Annotated in this window: 19 protein-coding genes and 1 pseudogene; 5 read left to right on the forward strand and 15 right to left on the reverse strand. The window is 37.7% G+C overall.

What is annotated here, in order from left to right; genetic code table 11:
• Nucleotides 1-54: 54 nt before the first annotated feature.
• From C0V77_RS06440 to C0V77_RS23560, 9 genes and pseudogenes are all read right to left on the reverse strand, one after another.
• On the reverse strand, nucleotides 55-759 hold the full coding sequence (locus tag C0V77_RS06440) for a DUF1345 domain-containing protein (RefSeq protein WP_216824405.1): 705 nt from the start codon (nucleotides 757-759) through the stop codon (nucleotides 55-57).
• 114 nt (nucleotides 760-873) lie between these two features.
• A complete protein-coding gene (locus tag C0V77_RS06445) occupies nucleotides 874-1,323 on the reverse strand; it encodes an MgtC/SapB family protein (protein WP_101725534.1) in 450 nt (149 codons plus the stop codon).
• A 25-nt stretch (nucleotides 1,324-1,348) separates the two neighbouring features.
• A pseudogene (locus tag C0V77_RS06450) lies at nucleotides 1,349-2,233 on the reverse strand (bestrophin family protein); the annotation flags it as partial.
• 140 nt (nucleotides 2,234-2,373) lie between these two features.
• Complete coding sequence (locus C0V77_RS06455; RefSeq protein ID WP_101725536.1) at nucleotides 2,374-2,682, reverse strand: hypothetical protein; 309 nt, start codon at nucleotides 2,680-2,682, stop codon at nucleotides 2,374-2,376.
• A 33-nt stretch (nucleotides 2,683-2,715) separates the two neighbouring features.
• Entirely contained in the window at nucleotides 2,716-3,267 is a 552-nt protein-coding gene (locus C0V77_RS06460; RefSeq protein ID WP_101725537.1) for a hypothetical protein, read from the reverse strand.
• Between the two features lie 30 nt (nucleotides 3,268-3,297).
• The gene (locus C0V77_RS06465; protein ID WP_101725538.1) at nucleotides 3,298-5,343 is read right to left on the reverse strand and encodes a heavy metal translocating P-type ATPase; all 2,046 of its coding nucleotides are present in this window, start codon (nucleotides 5,341-5,343) and stop codon (nucleotides 3,298-3,300) included.
• 10 nt (nucleotides 5,344-5,353) lie between these two features.
• The gene (locus C0V77_RS06470) at nucleotides 5,354-5,968 is read right to left on the reverse strand and encodes a hypothetical protein (RefSeq protein WP_101725539.1); all 615 of its coding nucleotides are present in this window, start codon (nucleotides 5,966-5,968) and stop codon (nucleotides 5,354-5,356) included.
• Nucleotides 5,968-6,192 (reverse strand): hypothetical protein, encoded by a 225-nt coding sequence (locus C0V77_RS06475; RefSeq protein ID WP_101725540.1) that lies wholly within the window; start codon nucleotides 6,190-6,192, stop codon nucleotides 5,968-5,970. The genes C0V77_RS06470 and C0V77_RS06475 overlap by 1 nt, the downstream gene beginning before the upstream one ends.
• A 380-nt stretch (nucleotides 6,193-6,572) precedes the next feature.
• Nucleotides 6,573-6,905 (reverse strand): DUF6660 family protein, encoded by a 333-nt coding sequence (locus tag C0V77_RS23560; protein ID WP_409012783.1) that lies wholly within the window; start codon nucleotides 6,903-6,905, stop codon nucleotides 6,573-6,575.
• Between the two features lie 262 nt (nucleotides 6,906-7,167).
• On the opposite strand from C0V77_RS23560, the gene C0V77_RS23565 reads away from it, so the two are divergent.
• The 4 genes from C0V77_RS23565 to C0V77_RS06500 all read left to right on the forward strand — a co-directional run bounded on the left by C0V77_RS23565 (nucleotide 7,168) and on the right by C0V77_RS06500 (nucleotide 14,347).
• The gene (locus tag C0V77_RS23565; RefSeq protein WP_409012784.1) at nucleotides 7,168-7,500 is read left to right on the forward strand and encodes a DUF6660 family protein; all 333 of its coding nucleotides are present in this window, start codon (nucleotides 7,168-7,170) and stop codon (nucleotides 7,498-7,500) included.
• Nucleotides 7,501-7,641: 141 nt separating this feature from the next.
• Nucleotides 7,642-12,006 carry a CusA/CzcA family heavy metal efflux RND transporter gene (locus C0V77_RS06490; protein ID WP_101725543.1) on the forward strand — a complete coding sequence of 1,455 codons (4,365 nt, stop codon included), beginning with the start codon at nucleotides 7,642-7,644 and terminating at the stop codon, nucleotides 12,004-12,006.
• Between the two features lie 12 nt (nucleotides 12,007-12,018).
• A complete protein-coding gene (locus C0V77_RS06495) occupies nucleotides 12,019-13,293 on the forward strand; it encodes an efflux RND transporter periplasmic adaptor subunit (RefSeq protein WP_101725544.1) in 1,275 nt (424 codons plus the stop codon).
• A gap of 151 nt (nucleotides 13,294-13,444) precedes the next feature.
• Nucleotides 13,445-14,347, forward strand: coding sequence for a hypothetical protein (locus C0V77_RS06500; protein WP_101725545.1), 903 nt, complete (start codon nucleotides 13,445-13,447; stop codon nucleotides 14,345-14,347).
• Nucleotides 14,348-14,361: 14 nt separating this feature from the next.
• Here C0V77_RS06500 and C0V77_RS06505 read toward each other — a convergent pair whose 3' ends face one another.
• Both C0V77_RS06505 and C0V77_RS06510 read right to left on the reverse strand, forming a co-directional pair.
• Complete coding sequence (locus C0V77_RS06505) at nucleotides 14,362-15,870, reverse strand: cytochrome c peroxidase (RefSeq protein ID WP_101725546.1); 1,509 nt, start codon at nucleotides 15,868-15,870, stop codon at nucleotides 14,362-14,364.
• 17 nt (nucleotides 15,871-15,887) lie between these two features.
• Complete coding sequence (locus tag C0V77_RS06510; protein ID WP_143706021.1) at nucleotides 15,888-16,652, reverse strand: MbnP family protein; 765 nt, start codon at nucleotides 16,650-16,652, stop codon at nucleotides 15,888-15,890.
• 234 nt (nucleotides 16,653-16,886) lie between these two features.
• Between C0V77_RS06510 and C0V77_RS06515 the strand changes: the two genes are divergently transcribed.
• A complete protein-coding gene (locus C0V77_RS06515) occupies nucleotides 16,887-17,921 on the forward strand; it encodes a beta-propeller fold lactonase family protein (RefSeq protein WP_101725548.1) in 1,035 nt (344 codons plus the stop codon).
• Between the two features lie 320 nt (nucleotides 17,922-18,241).
• Here the strand turns inward: C0V77_RS06515 and C0V77_RS06520 are convergent, their stop codons facing one another.
• From C0V77_RS06520 to C0V77_RS06535, 4 genes are read right to left on the reverse strand one after another with little or no spacing between them, the layout of a single operon-like run.
• Entirely contained in the window at nucleotides 18,242-19,018 is a 777-nt protein-coding gene (locus tag C0V77_RS06520; RefSeq protein ID WP_101725549.1) for a metallophosphoesterase, read from the reverse strand.
• Nucleotides 19,019-19,029: 11 nt separating this feature from the next.
• Nucleotides 19,030-20,100 carry an ACR3 family arsenite efflux transporter gene (gene arsB / locus C0V77_RS06525; RefSeq protein WP_101725550.1) on the reverse strand — a complete coding sequence of 357 codons (1,071 nt, stop codon included), beginning with the start codon at nucleotides 20,098-20,100 and terminating at the stop codon, nucleotides 19,030-19,032.
• Between the two features lie 14 nt (nucleotides 20,101-20,114).
• The gene (locus tag C0V77_RS06530; protein ID WP_101725551.1) at nucleotides 20,115-20,588 is read right to left on the reverse strand and encodes a DUF6428 family protein; all 474 of its coding nucleotides are present in this window, start codon (nucleotides 20,586-20,588) and stop codon (nucleotides 20,115-20,117) included.
• Between the two features lie 18 nt (nucleotides 20,589-20,606).
• A complete protein-coding gene (locus tag C0V77_RS06535) occupies nucleotides 20,607-20,939 on the reverse strand; it encodes a helix-turn-helix transcriptional regulator (RefSeq protein WP_101725552.1) in 333 nt (110 codons plus the stop codon).
• Between the last annotated feature and the right edge of the window lie 7 nt (nucleotides 20,940-20,946).

Consider the following 20,946-nt stretch of genomic DNA (forward strand, 5'->3'; position numbering starts at 1 on the left):
AAGACTGCCCTTTTTGGACAGCCTCTTTTTCAATATCTCCATCCGTAATATCTTTTATTTTTGAAAAAGACTTGCAATGATATTAATCGTGAAGGCAACTATGAATGTATTAAAAGCAAAAGATAGCACACCATGCATCCATGCTAGTCTTCGGATTCTTTTTGAAGTAATCTCTACATCTGAAACCTGAAAGGTCATGCCGATAACGAAGGAAAAATAAGTGAAATCCATATAGTCAGGTTCGCTGTCTTCGGGAAAATTCAGACCTTCGGGTTTTACATGTTTAGTACCGTCATGGTCCATATCACAATAAAAAAAATGAGCATACCTCAATGTAAAAACGGTATGTAAAAGCCACCAGGAACCAGCTACGCAGGATAGTGGTACAAGAACATTTACAAAAACCCCTTCATCTGATTTTCCGGCTGTTCCCTTTAAGAGGATAATAATTGCCAGCAGGCTTGCAAAAACCGCTGCCACGACAAAACAAAATACTAAGGTACGGCTCGAATCCTGTGCATGGGCTTCATATTTTACATCTGATGGGTGAGAAGTCAGTATGGTTATCCAAGAAAGTAGAAGGCTGATACTTACAAAGGTTATCCAGGCAATCATTAGCGCCAGCGATGTTCCTACATCAAGTCTAAGTAATACCAAAAACGTTAGTATTAATGCTGCCAGTGAAATATATAGTTTGTGGTGTGCATCCATATGATTGATGCGCTTGGCCAATACCCCCAATGTTTTTCTTATGCTCATATCAGGTATAAAAATTCGCCGTCATGAAGTACTTATAGTGCAGAAAAATAAAATTCTGGATATCTACTAAAAACCGTTTTTAGCTTAGACCGCTATAATTGTTTTACTGTATTCTTATTTTGATTTGTCTTTGAAGAGCTTTTCTACGAATCTTCTATAATGTGCAGACTTATTGATACTAAAAATAAACAGAATGATGGCCGTCGATGAGACTGCAATGACGAACATATTCAGGGCTATGGCTACTCCAACCGCAGAGGTAGCCCATAAGCCCGCAGCGGTTGTAAGTCCTTTAGGCATATTTGTTTCGTCCCTGAAAATAATACCGGCACCTATGAATCCCAGTCCTGTAGCAATGGCAGCCAACATTCGGGCAATGGCAGACTTGTCTTCAGTTAAGTGAGCTGATATGGATACAAAAAGACAGGCGGCTACAGAAATGCAAGCAAATGTACGGATGCCGGTATTCTGTTGCTCACGTTCCCGCTCCATGCCAATAATAGCCCCTAATAACATGGCAAATAATAATTTTGCCGAAAGTAAAAGCTCAAATTCTATGTCCATTTTTTTAACTTAAAGTGCCGAAATATTACATTTCAAAATATAGGTCATTTTTTTTCTTTACCGGAATATCTTCCGCACCTGTCATTTCCAAAAGGTTAATCTCTATAGTCCGCGACAAAGAAGTCATTGGGGTATCTACAGGTGTATTCTCAAAAGGATCCTGCATGATAATGGCCGTTTTTTCAATGGCTATAAAAAGCGTTGGTATAAGTATAGTTATTACAATCTCAACGATAATTTGTGAATCTTCCAGACCAAATGGAAGAATTGTTGCAAAAACATAAATCAACATGTGAATCAGAAGGCTATAAGATTTGGGAAAAACGGTATTCTTGATACGCTCACATTTACCCATACTATCACATAATCTGGCAAGTGTTTCATTCAATTGTACCTGTTTGATATCCGAAATAATTCCCTCAGAGGCTAACCGCTTAATAGTTTCAGAATGTTTATCCAGCAAGGCATTTGGTATATTGACTGCCTTTATCTGATGAGTGCTTAGGTATGTCTGAACTATTGGAGAAAATTCTTGCCTTCGCAGAGACTCACTCAATGCGTAATTCCAGACAATCTGTCTATCCACAAATTCCTTAACCCAATCTCTATCAGATTCCGGCACAAACTGCATAAGCTGCCTTATGAGGGTTCGTGAATCATTGACTATACCGCCCCAAACTGTTCTTGCTTCCCACCATCGCTCATAAGATTGCGCTGTTCTAAAGGCCAATAATAAAGAAACTACTGTCCCAACCATAGCGGTAATGCCTAGCGGCAGAGAAATTGTTTTGAATGTGGGATGCAAATCCAATAATCCTACAGCTATGGCAAAAATGGAGATTAAAAAGACCTGCGTTTTGATTTCTCGAACAAAGTACCAAATTGATATTTTTCGGTTCAATAACATAGATAAATATTTAGGTTTATCAGAATACTACAGTCATTTTGTCTAGCATTTGTAGTTGTAAGTTAATATACCAACAGTAGCTATCAAAGCTTTAATTGGTATATTATCCCGTTCAAATTCAGAAAGAGTGGGAAGAATAATAACTATTCTTCCCACTTCCAACCCCTCAACTGATAGTATCTTTTTCGGGGGGTAGCTTTCCAGGGATTTATCTTATTCTTCTTACACCAATTAAAATGAACAATTATTCCTGGAATCAGTCCTGCAATCGGAAAGATTACTGCCCAATGCCCGATCACGTAATAAAGACCAATCGTGACAGCATCTATTATAAACCATTTGACCAGTTTTTTTAGCAAAGGCGTTTCTATCTCAAACTTGGCAAAAGCAGAGATAAAGACTGTCTGAATAATCAGCAGTACCAATAATTCTAGTTCTATTCCGATTTCCATACCATTACTTGTTTTATTGAAAGCTCATAGTCGTCATAAATAGATACTCTTACCCGAAAGTTTATACATTCCCCACCAAGCCACCGGAGCCAATAAAGTAACACTCACCATTCCAGGAAAGTATCCATACGGTTCTGGTGTGAAGAACGGGAACAAAAAGTGGGCAAGTTCGATTACTCCCATAGAGGTAAAAAACGTCCATGATAGATAATAACCAAAAATATAATGCCGCTTTACCAAATAAGGTATAAGTAACCATGCCCCTGCAAAGGAGTATAACAAATAGACTTGAAGGGAATTTGTTTCAGGAACCGGGACACCTGTAATCTCTGATAACCGAGAAAAAAAATCCATGTATTTTTCTTCAAATTTATGAAGTAAGAAAAAGGTTAACGTCAAATAGAATGGAATTTTAATCGTATCAAAAGACACATTTGTCGGTACAATAATCCAGAGAATAAATCCACCTAAAAACCCAAATGCAAACAGAATCATAGGTAATAATCCGAGCATTACGTAGCCTAATACAAGAACCGCTACGGTAAAGAGCAAGGCAAAAATGATGGTCAGTTTTGGTTTCTTCATCGAGATTGTATTATGGTTTCTGCTAAAGACCTAAAACTTAATCTTCTGAATTCTCACGGCGTTTAATATTGCCAGCAATGCAACGCCTACATCGGCAATAACCGCTTCCCAAAGCGTGGCAAGCCCCCCGGCTCCTAATACAAGGACAATAGCTTTGACACCCATTGAGAGTATGATATTTTGCCATACAATGCGTCTGGTAATTTTACCAATCTTCACAGCAGCGACAATACGGGAAGGTTGGTCATTCTGAATAACCACGTCTGCGGTTTCTATAGTAGCATCGCTACCCAGCCCACCCATCGCAATTCCTGCGTCTGCCAAAGCTACTACAGGTGCATCATTCACTCCATCGCCAACGAAGGCTATATGCATGCCTTTGTCTTTGAGTGCCTGTACTTTTTCAACTTTCCCCTCCGGTAATAAATCGCCATAGGCATCATCTATGCCAATTTGCTTGGCAACATTATCCACTACACTTTGCTTATCCCCCGACAACATGACCGTTTTAATATTGAGGCTATGCATATCTTTGATCGCACTTGCAGCGTCCTCTTTAATTTCATCGGCAATGGTAATATAGCCTGCATATTTATTACCAATAGCCACTGTCACAATTGTATCGACTATTTTCTCAATATCAGCCGGATAAGTGATATTGAATTTCTTTAGCAGCTTTAGGTTTCCTGCCAGGACTTCTTTACCCTCTATTTTGCCTTTTAAACCATGTCCCGGTATTTCCTCCACATGGGCAGCTTTCACCAATTCACCTTTTTCTTTGGCGTAGTCTGTGACAGCTTTTGCAATAGGGTGTGTAGAATTTGCTTCAATAGCAGCCGTGAATTTCAGCAATTCTTCTTCTGAAATATTGTCAGGCTGTACTTTTTGTACTTTGAAAACCCCCTTTGTTAGCGTTCCCGTTTTATCCATCACCACTACATTTATTTTTGTCATGACATCCAGGAAGTTACCGCCTTTAAAGAGAATACCATTTTTTGAAGCAAGTCCTATCCCTCCAAAATAGCCTAACGGAATAGAGACCACCAAGGCACAGGGACAGCTAATGACAAGAAAGACTAAGGCTCTGTAAAACCATGTCTGAAACTCATAATTATCAACAACAAAATAAGGAACAAAACACAATGCAATCGCCAAGAAAAAGACGATTGGTGTATACACCTTGGCAAATTGTGAAATGAATAATTGTGTCTGCGACTTACGGGCAGTCGCATCCTGCACCATCTCCAGAATACGGCTCAACTTGCTATCTTTAAACAAGGCCGTAACTTTTACTTCTGCAATGGTGTTCAGGTTTATCATTCCGGCCAGAATAGTTTCACCTTTGTATTTGGTATCTGGTTTGCTTTCCCCTGTCAGTGCAGCTGTATTAAAAGAAGCGTTTTCAGAAAGCAATTCTCCGTCTAAGGCTACTTTTTCGCCCGGTTTGATTTGAATGGATTCTCCTATTTGTACATCTGACGGTGAAACTTCCTGTGATTTGCCATTCCTTAAAACAGATACTTTATCAGGTCTTACATCCAACAAAGCCTTGATGCTCTTCTTGGCATTGCTGACAGCAGTATCCTGAAACCATTCACCAATGCAATAAAATACCATCACTGCCACGCCTTCGCTGTAGGAGCCAATTACAAAAGCTCCTATCGTGGCAACACTCATAAGAAAGAATTCATTGAAAATATCGCCTCTTTTTAGCTTACGGAAGGCCATATCCAACACACGCCAACCTGCCAATAAATAAGCTACTAAATGAATGGCAAAATCCACCCATTTCGGAGGAACATAATCAAAACCAAAATTAAGTACCATCATCACAGCTAGTATGAACAGCGACAAAAGTAAATCCCAACGGGATTTCCAGCCGACTTCTTCTTCCTCGCCATGATTGTGTCCATCATCCTCGGAATGTTCTTCCTCATCATGATTATGACCGTCATTATCTTTATGAGCTTGTGCCTTCATAATCGTTCTATTAGCCTCCTTGCTATTTATATGGTTTGATTTAGATGATTTTTTCGGGTCTTTTTCATCATCTGTACTGCAACATTCTTTTGCCATAGTTTTACATTTAAAAGATAAAAAAAGATATGATTCCTGTGACCACTAATGTGACACCTGTGATAATTCCGGCATTGTGTTCCAGAGAATGCCAGTTGAGTTTTAATAAGCCTTTATAAACCAACGATACCAGCAATACCATGCCTGTTGTAGTGATGATTATATACATGAGCGCAATTCCTGCAACCAGCCAATTTGACTGTGTTCCTGCCAATAAAAAATAAGCTTCTATTTCCATACAAGGGGAAAAGAACATCGCCATGACTAAAGCCACAATTATATTTCTTTTCGACTGGTTCTTAGGAGGCACCCCTGACAAATGAAAATGTTTGTGTCGATGATGCCTGTAAATGAAAAATAATCCTAAGAGTATAAAAATGACAGGTGCAATCAGATGGGTGAAATGGCTGATTTTATCTGCCATTGTCTTACCCAATATACCTAATAATAACCCAATAAGAATGGTACTGAAACCATGAGCCAACGCTGCAATAATTGTTACATTAAAGACCTCCGCTAACGTCCATTGTTCCTTTTTACCAATAGCTATGATTGGCAACCAATGATTAGGAATAGCTGCATGCAGAATACTCAATAACAAACTACCTATAACAATGCTATACATTACGGTTTCGACTGGTTAAAAGCGTCAATTAATGCGTCCTCAATTTGCTTGGGCAAAGTCTGATGTTCAGAAAGACTGAGTATCAGTAATTCTGCATCTTCACTTATTCTTAAAGTATAATAATCCTCTAGCTTGCCATCAACAAAAAACGCATCGAAAGCAATCTGAATATGAGGTAATTCACGGTTGAAATTTTCTTGCCATTTTTCTGTATACGATTGCATAGGTATCTTGTTTTATGGTTCTGCTTACCGTCTTTAACAAGGGAAAGCGAGGACAGTCAATCATGCTGCCATAACTTTTACTATTTATAAAAACTTATGCGGCAGCCAGTCCTATTTTTTATGCTGAATTTCGTATTTATTATAATGATAAAGCCGTGCCATGATACCCATAGCTAAAACAATTCCCAGAAGTATAACCAGAAATATTTTTAGTATTCTTGTAGCAATTGATTGTCTGGGTTGCTTTTTAGGCTTCAATGGCTTAGTAATAGGCTTTCCAGACTTTTTACTATTGCTCATTTTTGTAAGAAAGAAAATAAATAATAAAAGTGCAACATGCTCCTGATAGGTGAGCTGTTATCTAATCTATTGGAAAATCGCTAAACTAACCTGGGTGGCTGCCAGATATTGGCGTAGAAGTTTGAAAAAGAGAAGTCATTTCTATAAGCAATTTTTGAATTTTGCTCATAAAAGAATATGGGGTTTTCAGTTTCCAAAAAGGGAATGTAAAAATTGAAACTGATATTCGTTCCACAACAAGCACAGATACAAAAAGGAGAACAATATTCTGCATCTTCCTGATGCGATGAATGATCTGTCTGTGAAAATAAAATCTTGTCAATACCTGTTTCTGTACAGTCTTCAATATCTCCACAAGGAAGAAATGAAAGCGTAAGTACATACAAGGCTAATATGACTGAAAATATTTTCATGAAGTAAATGTATGAGAAAAACAAGTGCAACAGGTTTACAAAAAGAAAATATTTATTTTAAAGGCTCTTTTTGCAACAGTTTCAAGTTTGATTCGCTCAATCTTTTTTGGAGAAAACTAATTTTTTGGTGTGAATGTTTTAAATATAAATGATCTTTGTAAAACTAATTTATAAAAAACGTTGTTTGTAGTTGCAAGAACAAAGAAGCAACTCTACAAGACTGCTTCTACTTTTTTCTACTAGAAAATCACTTTAACATCAATTGAGATTATTTGCATTCATATTCTGTTTTTACCTTCTGGCGATTTCACTCATGCCCTGTGGTGATGAATATAATGTATGCAATAATGAAAGACCTGGCAATGAACTTGCTCAAAACCAGAATCACAATCATAAAACTGATCATAATGATATTTGTGGTCCACTCTGTGCCTGTTGTTGTTGTAGCACGCCAGTAAATATTAAAGTAGCAGTCATTAAAATCAAAGTTCCGAGGTTACTCCCGGCTTCAAAAGAAGAATTTCCTAATCGCTCTATCGTTTACGTTTCCGATTTCTTCGGCAACATCTGGCAACCGCCAAAATCTAATGCTTAATACATTTTTGTAATCTTAAGTTGATGTGAATGCTACGCTTTGCACAAGCAATGCTGTACGTTTCTATCACTTCTAACAGCTATCTTTTTCTCTCTGACAAAAGAAGCTTATTCATTAATATTCAGTATTAAGCAAATCATAATGTTAGATAATATCATAAAATTCAGTATCAAAAATAAGCTCATTATAGGAATAATGACATTGATACTTACCATCTGGGGGTTATGGAGTGCCAGCAAACTACCGATTGATGCCGTACCAGACATCACCAACAATCAAGTACAAATCATTACTGTATGTCCGACTTTGGCAGGTCAGGAAGTAGAACAGTTGGTTACATTTCCCATTGAGCAGAGTATTGCCAATATTCCCAATCTGGAAGAGACCAGAAGTATCTCACGCTTTGGGCTATCAGTTATTACCGTTGTTTTTAAGGACGAAGTAGATATTTATTTCGCACGGCAATTAATTAATGAGAAACTCAAACAGGCCGAAGAAAATATACCCAAGGGCATAGGCACACCTGAGCTTGCTCCTGTTAGTACAGGGCTGGGTGAAGTATACCAATATATCATTCACCCTAAAAAAGGAAGTGAACAAAAGTACAATGCAAAAGACTTACGCTCCATGCAAGACTGGATTGTTGCGAGACAATTGAACGGTACGCCCGGAATAGCGGAGGTCAATAGTTTTGGGGGTGAACTTAAGCAATATGAAGTAGCTGTCAATCCTAGCCGTTTAAAAGCAATGGGCATTAGTATACCCGATATTTTTGATGCTTTAGCTCAAAACAACCAGAATACCGGAGGCGCTTATATTGATAAAAAACCTAATGCTTATTTTATCAGAGGGTTGGGTCTGGTTACCTCTTTAGAGGATATCCGAAACATTGCTGTTAAAAATACAGGGGTCGTACCCATTTTTATCAAAGATGTAGCCGAAGTCAGGTTTGGTAGTGCCGTCCGCTATGGAGCTTTAACCTATAATGGTGAAGTAGATGCCGTTGGTGGAGTGGTGATGATGCTTAAAGGGGAAAATAGTAACGAGGTTGTCAAGCGCATCAAACAGAAATTACCGACTATTCAAAAGTCTTTACCGGACGATGTGGTAATAGAACCCTATCTGGATCGTACAGATTTAGTCGGGAGAGCTATTAAAACCGTTGAAAAAAACCTGATAGAAGGTGCTTTGATTGTCATTTTTGTACTGGTTATCTTCTTGGGTAATCTGAGAGCAGGGCTGATTGTTGCTTCGGCTATACCGTTATCATTGTTATTCGCCTTGGGATTGATGAATGTATTTGGTGTCAGTGCAAACCTGATGAGTCTGGGAGCTATTGACTTTGGCTTAATTGTAGATGGTGCTGTGATTATAGTCGAAGCCACTTTGCACCATCTGGGTTTGCGAAAAACCATACAGAAACTGACCCAGCAGGAAATGGATGAAGAGGTTTTTCAGTCAGCATCCAAAATACGGAGCAGCGCTGCCTTTGGTGAAATTATCATTCTGATTGTGTACATTCCTATCCTTACTCTGATTGGCATTGAAGGAAAAATGTTTGGTCCAATGGCCCAAACAGTAGGGTTTGCCATTCTTGGTGCCTTAATCTTATCGCTTACATATATCCCGATGATGTGTGCCTTATTCTTACCTAAAAAGATTAGCCATAAGAAAACATTCAGCGATAAGATGATGGACAAGTTGTACCAACTCTATCATCCCCTGTTACAAAAAGCGATTCAATGGAAATACATGATTGTCGGTTTTACAATTACTTTGTTTGCTGTAAGTCTTTTTTTCTTTTCCAGAATGGGAGGAGAATTTATTCCGAATTTAGCTGAAGGTGATTTTGCTTTTCATTGTATCCTGCCACAAGGTAGTTCGTTAAGCCAGAGTATTGAAACTTCCATGCAGGCTTCACGCATCATCAGGCAGTTTGATGAAGTAAAAATGGTCGTAGGAAAAACAGGGGCAGCAGAAGTTCCCACTGACCCTATGCCCCCGGAGGCGACCGACTTGATTATATTACTTAAGCCACAAAAAGACTGGAAAACTGAAAGAAGCTACGACGCATTAGCCAATGAAATCAGTGAGAAACTGGAAGCCATTCCGGGTGTATTTTTTGAAAAAAACCAACCGATACAAATGCGCTTTAATGAACTCATGACAGGGATTAGACAGGATGTAGCCGTAAAAATCTTCGGAGAAAATATGGATAGCCTTTCGGTGTATGCGAATAGAGTGAGTAGAGTGATACAAAGTGTTGAAGGAGCTACCTCTCCGCAAGTAGAAAGGGTCAGTGGGCTACCACAAATCAATGTAGTTTATGACCGGACTCGCATTTCAAACTATGGTTTATCTATCGAAAATGTAAATGATATTGTAAGTGCCGCTTTTGCAGGTAAAAGTGCAGGGGTTGTATTTGAGAATGAAAGACGCTTTGATTTAGTGGTTCGTTTGGATACAACCTATCGAAACAGTATTGAGGATGTCAACAATCTAATGATTCCGACCAATACAGGTAATCAGATTCCGTTATCGCAAGTAGCTCAGATTAGTTATAAATTAGGCCCCGCTCAGATAAGCCGTGAAGCGAGTAAGAGAAGAATTGTGATTGGGTTTAATGTGGCAGGCAGAGACGTTCAGAGTGTAGTTACGGATATTCAGCAAAAACTAGGTGAGCAAATAAAATTACCATCAGGTTATTATTTCACTTATGGTGGGCAATTTGAGAATTTACAAAAAGCCAGTGAACGCTTACTGATTGCTGTTCCAATTTCGCTCTTGCTAATCTTTGTCTTGCTGTATTTTACTTTTCACTCCTTTAAACAGGCAGGTTTGATATTTACCGCCATCCCTATGAGTGCTATCGGCGGGGTTTTTGCCTTAATGCTGAGAGGAATGCCATTCAGCATTAGTGCAGGAATCGGTTTTATTGCCTTATTTGGGGTAGCCGTACTCAATGGAATTGTCCTGATAGGCACTTTCAATCAACTGGAAAAAGAAGGTTGGAAGAACATAATTAAACGGGTTTATGAAGGCACTCAAATAAGATTACGTCCTGTATTAATGACTGCTACAGTAGCAAGTTTAGGCTTTTTGCCGATGGCTTTAAGCACAAGTGCAGGGGCAGAAGTTCAAAAGCCATTGGCAACAGTCGTGATTGGTGGGTTAGTGACAGCTACCTTTCTGACATTATTTGTATTGCCTTTATTGTATATCATTGTCAATTCAAAGTTTTTGTGGAAACGGAAACCTCGCCTAAAAAATGCGGCAACAATCCTTATTATTTCCTTGCTATTAGGCAGCCAGTATGTGAATGCTCAAACACCAAAGCCACTTACCATAAACGAAGCTATTTCGATTGCTTTGCAGAATAACAACGGGGTAAAGGCCAGAAACCTGAATATATTTTCTACGCAAGCGCTAAAACCTACTGCCAAAGAATTGCCGAAGTTGGGTTTCAACACTCAATTGGGGCAATATAACAGTGTCAATTTTGATCAGGCTTTTCAACTTTCTCAGAATATCCCTTTTCCTACTTTATTCGGAGCAAGGAAGAATCTTATTGATGCTGAATTAAAAAGAAAAGAATGGGACAGAGAAATAACAGTGAATGAACTGAAAGCGCAGGTGCGAAGCTATTACTATCAGACAGAGTATTTTTTATACAATAAATCTAAATTACAGTATTTAGATAGCCTATATAATGAATTCATCAGAATAGCCACTTTGAGGTTTCAAACGGGAGAATCCAAGAAAATAGAAATTAATACCGCAGAAACGAAAAAAGGTGAAATCCGGCTCTTGTTACAACAAAATGAGGTGTTGCTTGATAATGCACATAGAAGTCTTCAAACTTTGCTCAATACAACGGATAGTCTGGCTATTCCTTTGCCGGAACAATATGATCCATTACAAGCCAATACCCTTATCGACCGCAGTGCTATTAACTATCATCCGCTTGTCCAGGCATTGTATCAGGACATGAGTATAGCAGAGCAGAATAAAAAAGTTGAAAAAGCCCAAGGCTTGCCAGACTTTACGCTTGGTTACGTCAATCAATCGTTAATCGGCTATCAGAATATTAATGATACCGAACGATTTTATGGTGCCGGGAAGCGGTTTAATGTCGTGAATATCGGTATTGCTATACCGCTTACTTTTGGTGCGACAAAGGCTAGAATCAGATCATTAGACTATCAAAAACAGGCAGCAGAGGCACAAGCGCAGCAGCAGCAGCAGTTACTTTCAACACAGTTACAGAATGCGATTAACCAGTATTGGCAGGATGTACAGCAATACAATTATTATAAGCAACAGGCTCTGCCTAATGCGACTGAAATCGTGAAGGCCGCCCAATTAGGTTATAGAACAGGTGATATCGTCTACATTGAATATTTATTTGCCCTGCAAACAGCTACGGATGTAGAGTTGAAATACTTGCAATCTATTCAGCAAATCAACCAGACCGTTACCAATATTAATTCATTAATCAATCGATAAATACTTCAGACAATGAAATTCATCATAAAAAATATGCTTTTCTTATTGCTTCCTTTTGCTTTAATCATCAGCAGCTGCAGCAATAAAGAAGAGAAAAGTACCAATCAGGCAAATGCTTCAACTCAAAAAGAAGAGAGTAAAGAAGTACATGAGGAAGAAGCCGCTCCAACAATCGCTTCATTGACACAAGAGCAAATCAAAGCGGTTAGTATTACGTATGGAAGCATAGAAATGAAAGAATTAACGGCTACGATTAAGGCAAATGGCAATTTGAGTGTTCCGAATAATAACAAAGCAAATGCGACTTCATTGTATGGTGGGGTTATTAAAACACTGGGCGTCGAGATAGGAAGTAATGTTCGTAAAGGGCAGGAAATCGCTTCAATTGCCAATCCGCAGTTTATTCAACTTCAAGAAGAATACTTATCTACAAACAGTAAAATAGTTTTTGCAGAACAGGAAGTACAACGACAAAAAGAACTCAATGAGGGCAATGCCGGAGCAAGAAAGAACCTTCAAAATTCAACTGCTGAATTAAATACTTTGACCATAAGAAGAGCTTCTTTATATCAACAGTTAAAATTAATGGGGATTGACCCTGATAAGGTAAATAACAGTAACCTACAATCAGCGTTGATTGTAAGAAGCCCCTTAAATGGAACAATCAGTAATGTTTTTGCCAAAATAGGTAGCTATGTAGATGTATCTTCCCCTGTGGCCGAGATAGTAGATAATGGCTCTTTGCACTTAGACTTAAATGTGTTTGAGAAAGACCTTCCTTTATTGAAGGTAGGGCAGATTATACATTTTACTCTAACCAATAATCCTACAGGAGAATATGATGCTATTGTTTATAGCATTGGTTCCGCTTTTGAAAACAATAGCAAAACAATCCCTGTCCATTGTAAAGTAAAAGGGAATAAAACAGGGTTGATTGATGGGATGAATATCACAGGTATTGTCAGTCTGAATAATGTACTTACACCTGCTGTACCCAATGATGCGATTGTTAATGCCGATGGCAAGGATTATATCTTCATAATCACCGATAAAAAGCCGGAAGAGCACCATGAAGAAGGGGAAGAAACTAAAGAAGAGGGGAATCACAAAGAAGACACGGGCAATCATACCAATTTTGAAAAAATCGAAGTGGTAAAAGGAGTCTCTAACATGGGATATACAGCCATTACACCAATTAATAGTTTCCCCCAAGGCTCAAAGATTGTCACAAAGGGGGCCTTCTTTATCAATGCTAAATTATCAAATACTGGTGACCATGAACATTAATCACCATTCTTAAATTGTGAGATGAGCTGCATCTATTAGTATACAGGGAGTATCGACAGATATTCCCTGTAGCTTTCTGTTCCTTTCAGATTTTCCTGAAGCTTCGAGTAATCTTTTAAAGTCTTAAACCACTCCATAGACTTATTCAATCATGAAATTTATTTTATATATCCTTGTGGGCTACTCATTTTTGAGTTGCCGTCAGGTACAAATTAATAATCAGGCAGAAACTGATTTTGAGGGTGGTATAACCATTGGGAAAGCAAATAACCCCATCCTGAATGAAATTTCAGGCATGGTCGTCAGTAAGCGAAACAAAGGGATGTTCTGGGTACACAATGATAGTGGCGACATTAATAGAATATTTTTAATTGATAGTCTGGCACAGATAAGGACTACCTTTTACCTAAAGGATATAGAGAACAGGGATTGGGAAGATATTGCCATTACTTCAATCAATGGGGAAACGTGGCTCTATCTTGCAGATATAGGCGATAATCAGGCCATTTACGACACTAAATATATTTATCGCTTTAAAGAGCCAAGTATAAACGATATTCCTTTAATAGAAAATATTGAAAAAGTAAGTTTTCAATATCCCGATGGTAACCGGGATGCTGAAGCATTATTAATTGATCATAGTTTACAAAAATTATACATCGTTTCAAAAAGAGAGGAGAAAAAAAGGTTATATGAAATAAGCTTTATTCCAAAAACAATGCAAACAGCCAATTTCCTTGGAGAGTTAGACTTTTCAGTCTCAAATAGTAATATGCCATCTCAATTTATACAGGGTCTCTATATAGTTGCTGGAGATATTTCTCTGGATAATAAAGAAATACTAATTAAAAACTATATGCAGATTTTTTACTGGAAAAGAAGAGAAAATGAAACACTCTTAGAAACTCTGAATCGAACCCCCAAACAAGTTCCTTATATCATAGAGCCGCAAGGTGAGGCTATCGCTTTTCATACGGAAGGTAAGGGGTATTACACAATCAGTGAAGCGAATTCAGATGGTCTAACCAATATTATATATTACAAGAAGAAGTAATGATGTATGAGGGTTCACTCCTTAGATATTGTTGATTTCTGTAGTGCACTTGTACAATTAGTAGTCCAAAAAGAATCTGATGGGGTATAGCTAATCCATTTAGCATCCGACTTAAGGCATTCATTAAAGTATAAGGTCTTTTCGCTTACCTTAAAGGAAGCAAGAATAACGTATAAGTGTTCAGACAGTTCGTCAAAATGGTCAAGTTGCTGTTCAAAAGATTTTTCACCTTCTATGATACGCTTGGCATCTAAAAAGACTTTTTCCTGATAATTTTCAAAGAAGCTTTTAGGTTCAGTCTCTACTATTTGAACCCTGTTAAGTGTTTTTATAAGATTTCTGGCTCCCTCAGCAGCGAGAAGTGTATCCTTATTTTCAATGGCCGTTTTAATTTTAAAATAAACATCAATGCTCTGTATAAGCAGAATTCTTGTGGATATATCGGCAAGTTTGAAATTTTTCAGTTCAGCATCAATGTTCTTTCTCGGAATTTCGCTCACTAATGTGCTTTCTGAAAATGTTGAATTCTTTACAAAATCCTCATCATCCAGTGTTTTCAGAAAAGCAATAATTTTTTGCTTGTCATCTGCACTTAATGAGATGCCTAATTGACCGTCTTTATGAAGAAGAGGATCAAGAAATGGTGTTTTTTCAACCTTAGTCGCATAATGATCTAATACCTCTTCTAAGGTAGAAAACCTGCCATCATGCATATAGGGAGCGGTATAAATTAAATTCCGAAGACTTGGCACTTTAAACTTGAACTGGTCTGTGTCGTTTTGATTTATTTCAAACCGTCCTTTATCATTATCTCTTATAGATAATCCATTATTTCTGAATGAAAAATCTGAAAATAATTCTCCTGAATGACAGGATGCACATTTTTGTTTGAATAAAGCCAAACCTTCCAATTCAATCGTATTTAACTTTACACCTTCGTTACGGACATAGTGGTCATACTTTGAATTGGCAGAAACCATTGTCAACATGAACTGTGAAAGTGCTTTCAAAAACTTTTCTGTATTGATTTCATTACTGCCGAAAGCTCTTTGAAATAAGCCGGGATATAAGGGAGAAGTGCGGAGTTTTTTAAGGATATTGGCAAGAGATTCATCCATTTCAACAGGATTGGTGAGTGGTGAAACAGCAAAGAAATCCAAATCCGATACACCGCCATCCCAACCAAAACTATCAGACCAAGCCAGATTAAATAAAGGCATCGCATTTCGCTTACTTAATCTATCATTAACGCCATGACTCAGCATATGACCATGCTGTGTGAAACCAGCAGATTGTTGGTGGCAACTACCGCAACTGATGGTATTATCTGAGGACAGTAACGCATCATAGAATAACGTTTTTCCTAGTTCCACTCCTGCCGGAGTGAGAGGATTGGCATCAAAACGGTAATTAGGTTTAGGGAAATTAGCAGGGACCGAAAAAAGCACAGGTTCAGGGATGCTCTTAAAAGATAAAAAAGCGACCGTAACCAGTATAATTCCCAATTTTAATTTTACCCTCATTCTTGTTATAGGCTAACTTACTTCAGTTCTATTAATGAAAACATATCTTTATAATTCTCAGCGATTTTAGCCGAAAATGGAGAAGCCATGACGGCCGGATTTCTCGCCATGTCAATGTTTGTTTCGCCATTGAGCAATTTAAGTGCATCTGTCTTGATACTTAACTGCGATAGTTTTTTACTGTCTTTAATTTGAAGGGCTTTCTTACCAAATCCAATAGTGGTGGTACGTATATTATTGAGTGTTTTTTTGTTACCCATTCCGCCAAATAATCCAATATGGTACATAAACAGCTTATTCTCTGTTGTGGCTTGTGGACTTGTCCCTTCCATTTTGACAAATATATAACCTGAGTTCCAAGCCCAATACATATCTTTCGCATCACCTGCAATATCCAGACATCCTTTTCTGGCACTAATGTCAGATGCACTCCGGACGCTGTCAATACCAATCGTAAAACTAATGCTACTGTATTTCCCAACCGGAATATCACTGAGTTTAATGGATTGACTTTCCTTATTGCTTTCACGAATCAAAAAATAGGATTTTTCCTGGGTATAAATATAAACAGAACCATCTTTTCCAGTCAGTTGAATATTGCTTATAAAATATTGAAACAAAGAAACATTGAATTCATTTCCTGCTGCATTCATGTATTTTTTCTCATTCAATACGAGTGGTTCATCTCCTAAAAAGTTGCTGAATTGAAGCTGCAACGCCCCTGTTTTTTGTGCATCTGCTATTGAAACTGTACAAAACAGAATGAGTAGTATTTTTTTCATCATCATTATTGGCTATATCTGAAATGAATGAATCAGATATAATATAAAAACATTTAAGTGCTGAATAACTATGTCGAGTTTCTAAAATTGCATCCTATCCTGACCGACACTTATTATAAACGAAAAGCTTAAAGGATATAGTCAGTCAATAAATGAAAAATTATTGATTATTCTGCCATGAAATTCGTTGTATATACTATTAATGAAAAATAATATAATTCAACTAAAGCATTTATGAACATTCAGAAGTTACTGTACTTCTTTTTATTTTGGGCAATCACTTCATGTAGTCACAAAGGAATAAAATTTAAGGGTAAAATCAATTTTCCGGCGGCCTATGTGGTAAATGGAGGCAGTAACAATATCTCAGTAATAGATTTGAATACATGGGAAGTGCGAAAAACGATTCCATTGAATACCAAAGGAAATTATCCGCACCATATCAGCTTATCGCCAGATAGAAAAAAAATAACGATAGCGCTCCCTGAATTTAATTTCATTCAAACGCATTCCCAATTGCATCAAATGACAGATAAGAAAGGTGGTGTTATTGTGATGAATGCCCGGACAGGTAAAATAGAACGAAATCTTCCTCTGCCAAAAGCCAACTTTAATGCTGTATTCTCTCATGATAACTCTGAAATATGGTCAGCATCAGTTACGCATTCAGGAGAATTGTATGTATTTGATGCCAAGACAGGTGCACAAAAAGCAGTTATCACATTAGGAGCTGACCCTACTGAACTCGTATTTTCTCAAGATGGGACTTATGTATTTGTAGCTTTGGAAGAAAGCAGTTTTATTCTGGCTGTCGATACAAGGAGTAAGCAAATAAAGAAATATATGAAGGTTGACCCGTTCCCAACAAATGTCTGGTCAGGGAAAAATGGTAATATCTATGTTGAAAACAAGAACCTGAAAACGATAAGCATTGTTGACGAAGATAGTTTGAATACCTATGAATTTATAGACCTCAAATTTAAGCCCGGTCAGGTAGCTTATAACAAATCATTGAATGAATTATGGGTCTGTCAGGCAGAAGATAACAAAGTAGCTTATTTCGAAAGAAATAATAATGCCTGGGTTCTAAAATCTTCTATTGTTACAGGGCAGGATGCTCATGCTGTAATATTTTCTAAAGATGAAAAGATAGCTTATATTGTCAATCAAAAAGAAAATACAGTATCTGTTATTGATGTAGAAAAACATCAAAAGGTTAAAGATATTCCTGTTGGGCAATCGCCAAATGGAATTGTATTGAGGGAATAAATTGCCCAAAGAGTAAAACATAAATAAAAATAATAATGTTGCGTAAGTTCAAAAAATAGATACTTTTCATACTAGGGAGAAAATAATGTATAGAATATTTAATACGATTAGGCATATTTTTACATTATAGAAAGTTCAGTCATTTACAAGCTAAGAACCTAATTACACCATTATATTCTTATAAAAACTATTATAAAAAAAATCAGGACAATATCCCGATTTTTTCAGATTTACACCAATATGAATCATTTCTGACCCTATATTATCTTTAATATTTTTAAAGCCCTGATTTTTTCTTTCAATTCTATATTTGGCGGTGTTTAATATCCTTTTCGCAGCATATCCGCATACTCATTAGGCAATGGACTCTCTTCAACCCCTTTAGCCGCTTTCTCAACATCGTATTCAAATCGTATAAACTCTACTTGAATTGAATTTCTATCAAGAACTGAAGTATTACCTTCTATTGTCAGGACTACATAACAGCCTCGTGGATCTCCGTCTTTGGGCTTTCCGACTGAACCAATATTAATGGCATGGCGAAAATGACTGTTACCGCCATCTAATCCTGAGTTTAAAACTCGGTGATAAGGCTTGTGCGTATGGCCAAAGCACATGATGTCAGCGTCTGCATGTTCCATAATACGCAACAGGCTCTTTTCCTCACGGTCTTCAAATAGATATTCATTTATTTTGCGAGGACTGCCATGAACCAATAGTAAGTTCAGCTTATCTTCATTTAACTGATATTCTACCCTGATATGGGCTGGTAACGTTCTGAGATACTGCCGCTCTGTTGGTTTCATGATTTCATTCGTGAATGAAATAGAAACATTGCCATTTGATTTATCATGGTCTGTTTTATAAGCACAGCCACATTCATTGCTCATACGACCAATGCCGAAATCATAATTACCAGCAATTGTCGGAATATTCCGTTTTTTGATTTCATTGACGACTTCATTAGGCCAGATATTATAGCCCACCAGATCGCCAAGGCAGTAAGTCATATCAACATTTCGTTGATCAAGGTCTGCAAAGAAAGCTTCTAAAGCAGGCAGATTTGCATGTATATCACTAAAAAGTGCAATTCTCATTGTATTCGATTTTAAGTGGTAGCAACAAAATATCGTTTCTGAAACCAAAAAGCCAAATTCACTAATGCAATCAGGGCAGGTACTTCTACTAACGGGCCAATAACTCCTGCAAATGCCTGTCCGCTATTGATGCCAAAGACCCCAATCGCAACTGCAATAGCCAGTTCAAAGTTATTCCCTGTGGCTGTGAAAGCGATAGAGGTGCTTTTGGAGTAATCCGCACCAAAGTATTTGCCGATTAAAAAGCTGACGACAAACATCACAGTGAAGTAAATAACCAGAGGGAGTGCAATTCTGAAAACATCCATTGGGATTTGAAGAATCAGTTTTCCTTTCAGGCTGAACATGACAATAATCGTCATTAGCAAGGCAATTAATGTGATGGGTGAAACTTTAGGAATAAATTGCGTTTCAAACCAATGCTGGCCTTTTATGTGGATAAGTGCATAGCGACTTACGATTCCCATCACAAAAGGGATACCTAAATAGATACCAACGCTTTCGGCAATCTGTCCAATACTAATATTGACAGCTAACCCATCCAAACCAAAAAATGGAGGCAGAACCGTTAAAAAAAAATAAGCGTACACACTGTATAAAAGCACCTGAAAAATACTATTGAGGGCAATTAGTCCTGCTGCATATTCTCTGTTTCCTCCGGCAAGATCATTCCATACGACAACCATTGCAATACATCTGGCAAGACCAATAAGGATTAAGCCTGTCATGTATTCGGGGTAGTCTCTCAAAAAGGTGATCGCCAGAATAAACATGAACAGAGGGCCGATAATCCAGTTTAAGAATAAAGAAACCCCCAGAACTTTCGTGTTAGAAAACACTTCTCCCATTTTTTCGTACCGGACTTTTGCCAAAGGCGGATACATCATCAGGATCAGTCCAATGGCCAATGGGACGTTAGTAGTTCCCCATGAAAAGGCATTAATTAAATCCGTGCTGGAAGGGAAAAAGTTACCAATACCCACACCGATAATCATGGCTAGAAATATCCAAAGTGTTAGATACCTGTCCAGAAAACCTAATTTTTTTCTTTCTACAACGGGAGCGCAATGATTAGCTGACATGTAAGATTCTGGTTTTAATTGCAACAGCCACTACCGGGAGCGCAAGCAGCAGCGGCAGTTCCTATTTCGGATAATTTGACTTTTGTTTTTTGTGACGGAATTCCACATTGCTCTTGCGCTAAACAAGCCGTTTGCTTCGAGAAAAGGACGAAGTGAGTTCCATCGAATCCTAAATCATATTTGCCAATGGTATGAGATTGGTATTCAACCTCAACTTCCAGATCTTCCATGCCTAATACTTTTTCAGACAGTCCGATAATGCTTTGCAGTTTTTGTGGCTTTAAACGATGTTCAAAGTCATTGGCATCCCAAAGCTGAAAGTTGGCTAACTTTTCATTGCGAACGGTTCCACCACAGTCAATAAAGTGTTTGGTAATTACACCGACTTCGGTCACATGAAAATGTTCTGGAACGAATGAGCCGTCTTCTAACTGAAAACTCACAGTTTCTACTGTGCCTAAAATTTGTTTTACTTCTGATAGTTTCATGATTTTATCCTTTGATTGTTAACAACATTTGAGATTTTTCTTGTCTAAGGTCGATACCATCGTATCAAAGTAGCCTTTCAGCTTATTGATTGTGTTTTCATCTATGCAATAACAGATGGCATTTCCTTCAATATTCCCCTTAATGATACCTGCGTTTTTGAGTTCTTTTAAGTGTTGAGATACTGTAGGTTGTGCAAGAGGTAGTTCGTTGACAATATCGCCACAAATACAGGCATCCACTTTCAGCAAATAATCGACAATAGCAATTCTGGCAGGGTGGCCGAGGGCTTTAATGATTATTGCTAATTCGTTTTGTTCAGTTGAGAAGTTTTCGGTTTTCGTAAGTCCCATAATAATA

Origin of the sequence: Emticicia sp. TH156, assembly GCF_002855535.1 — a bacterium.
Taxonomy (GTDB): Bacteria; Bacteroidota; Bacteroidia; order Cytophagales; family Spirosomataceae; genus Emticicia; species Emticicia fluvialis.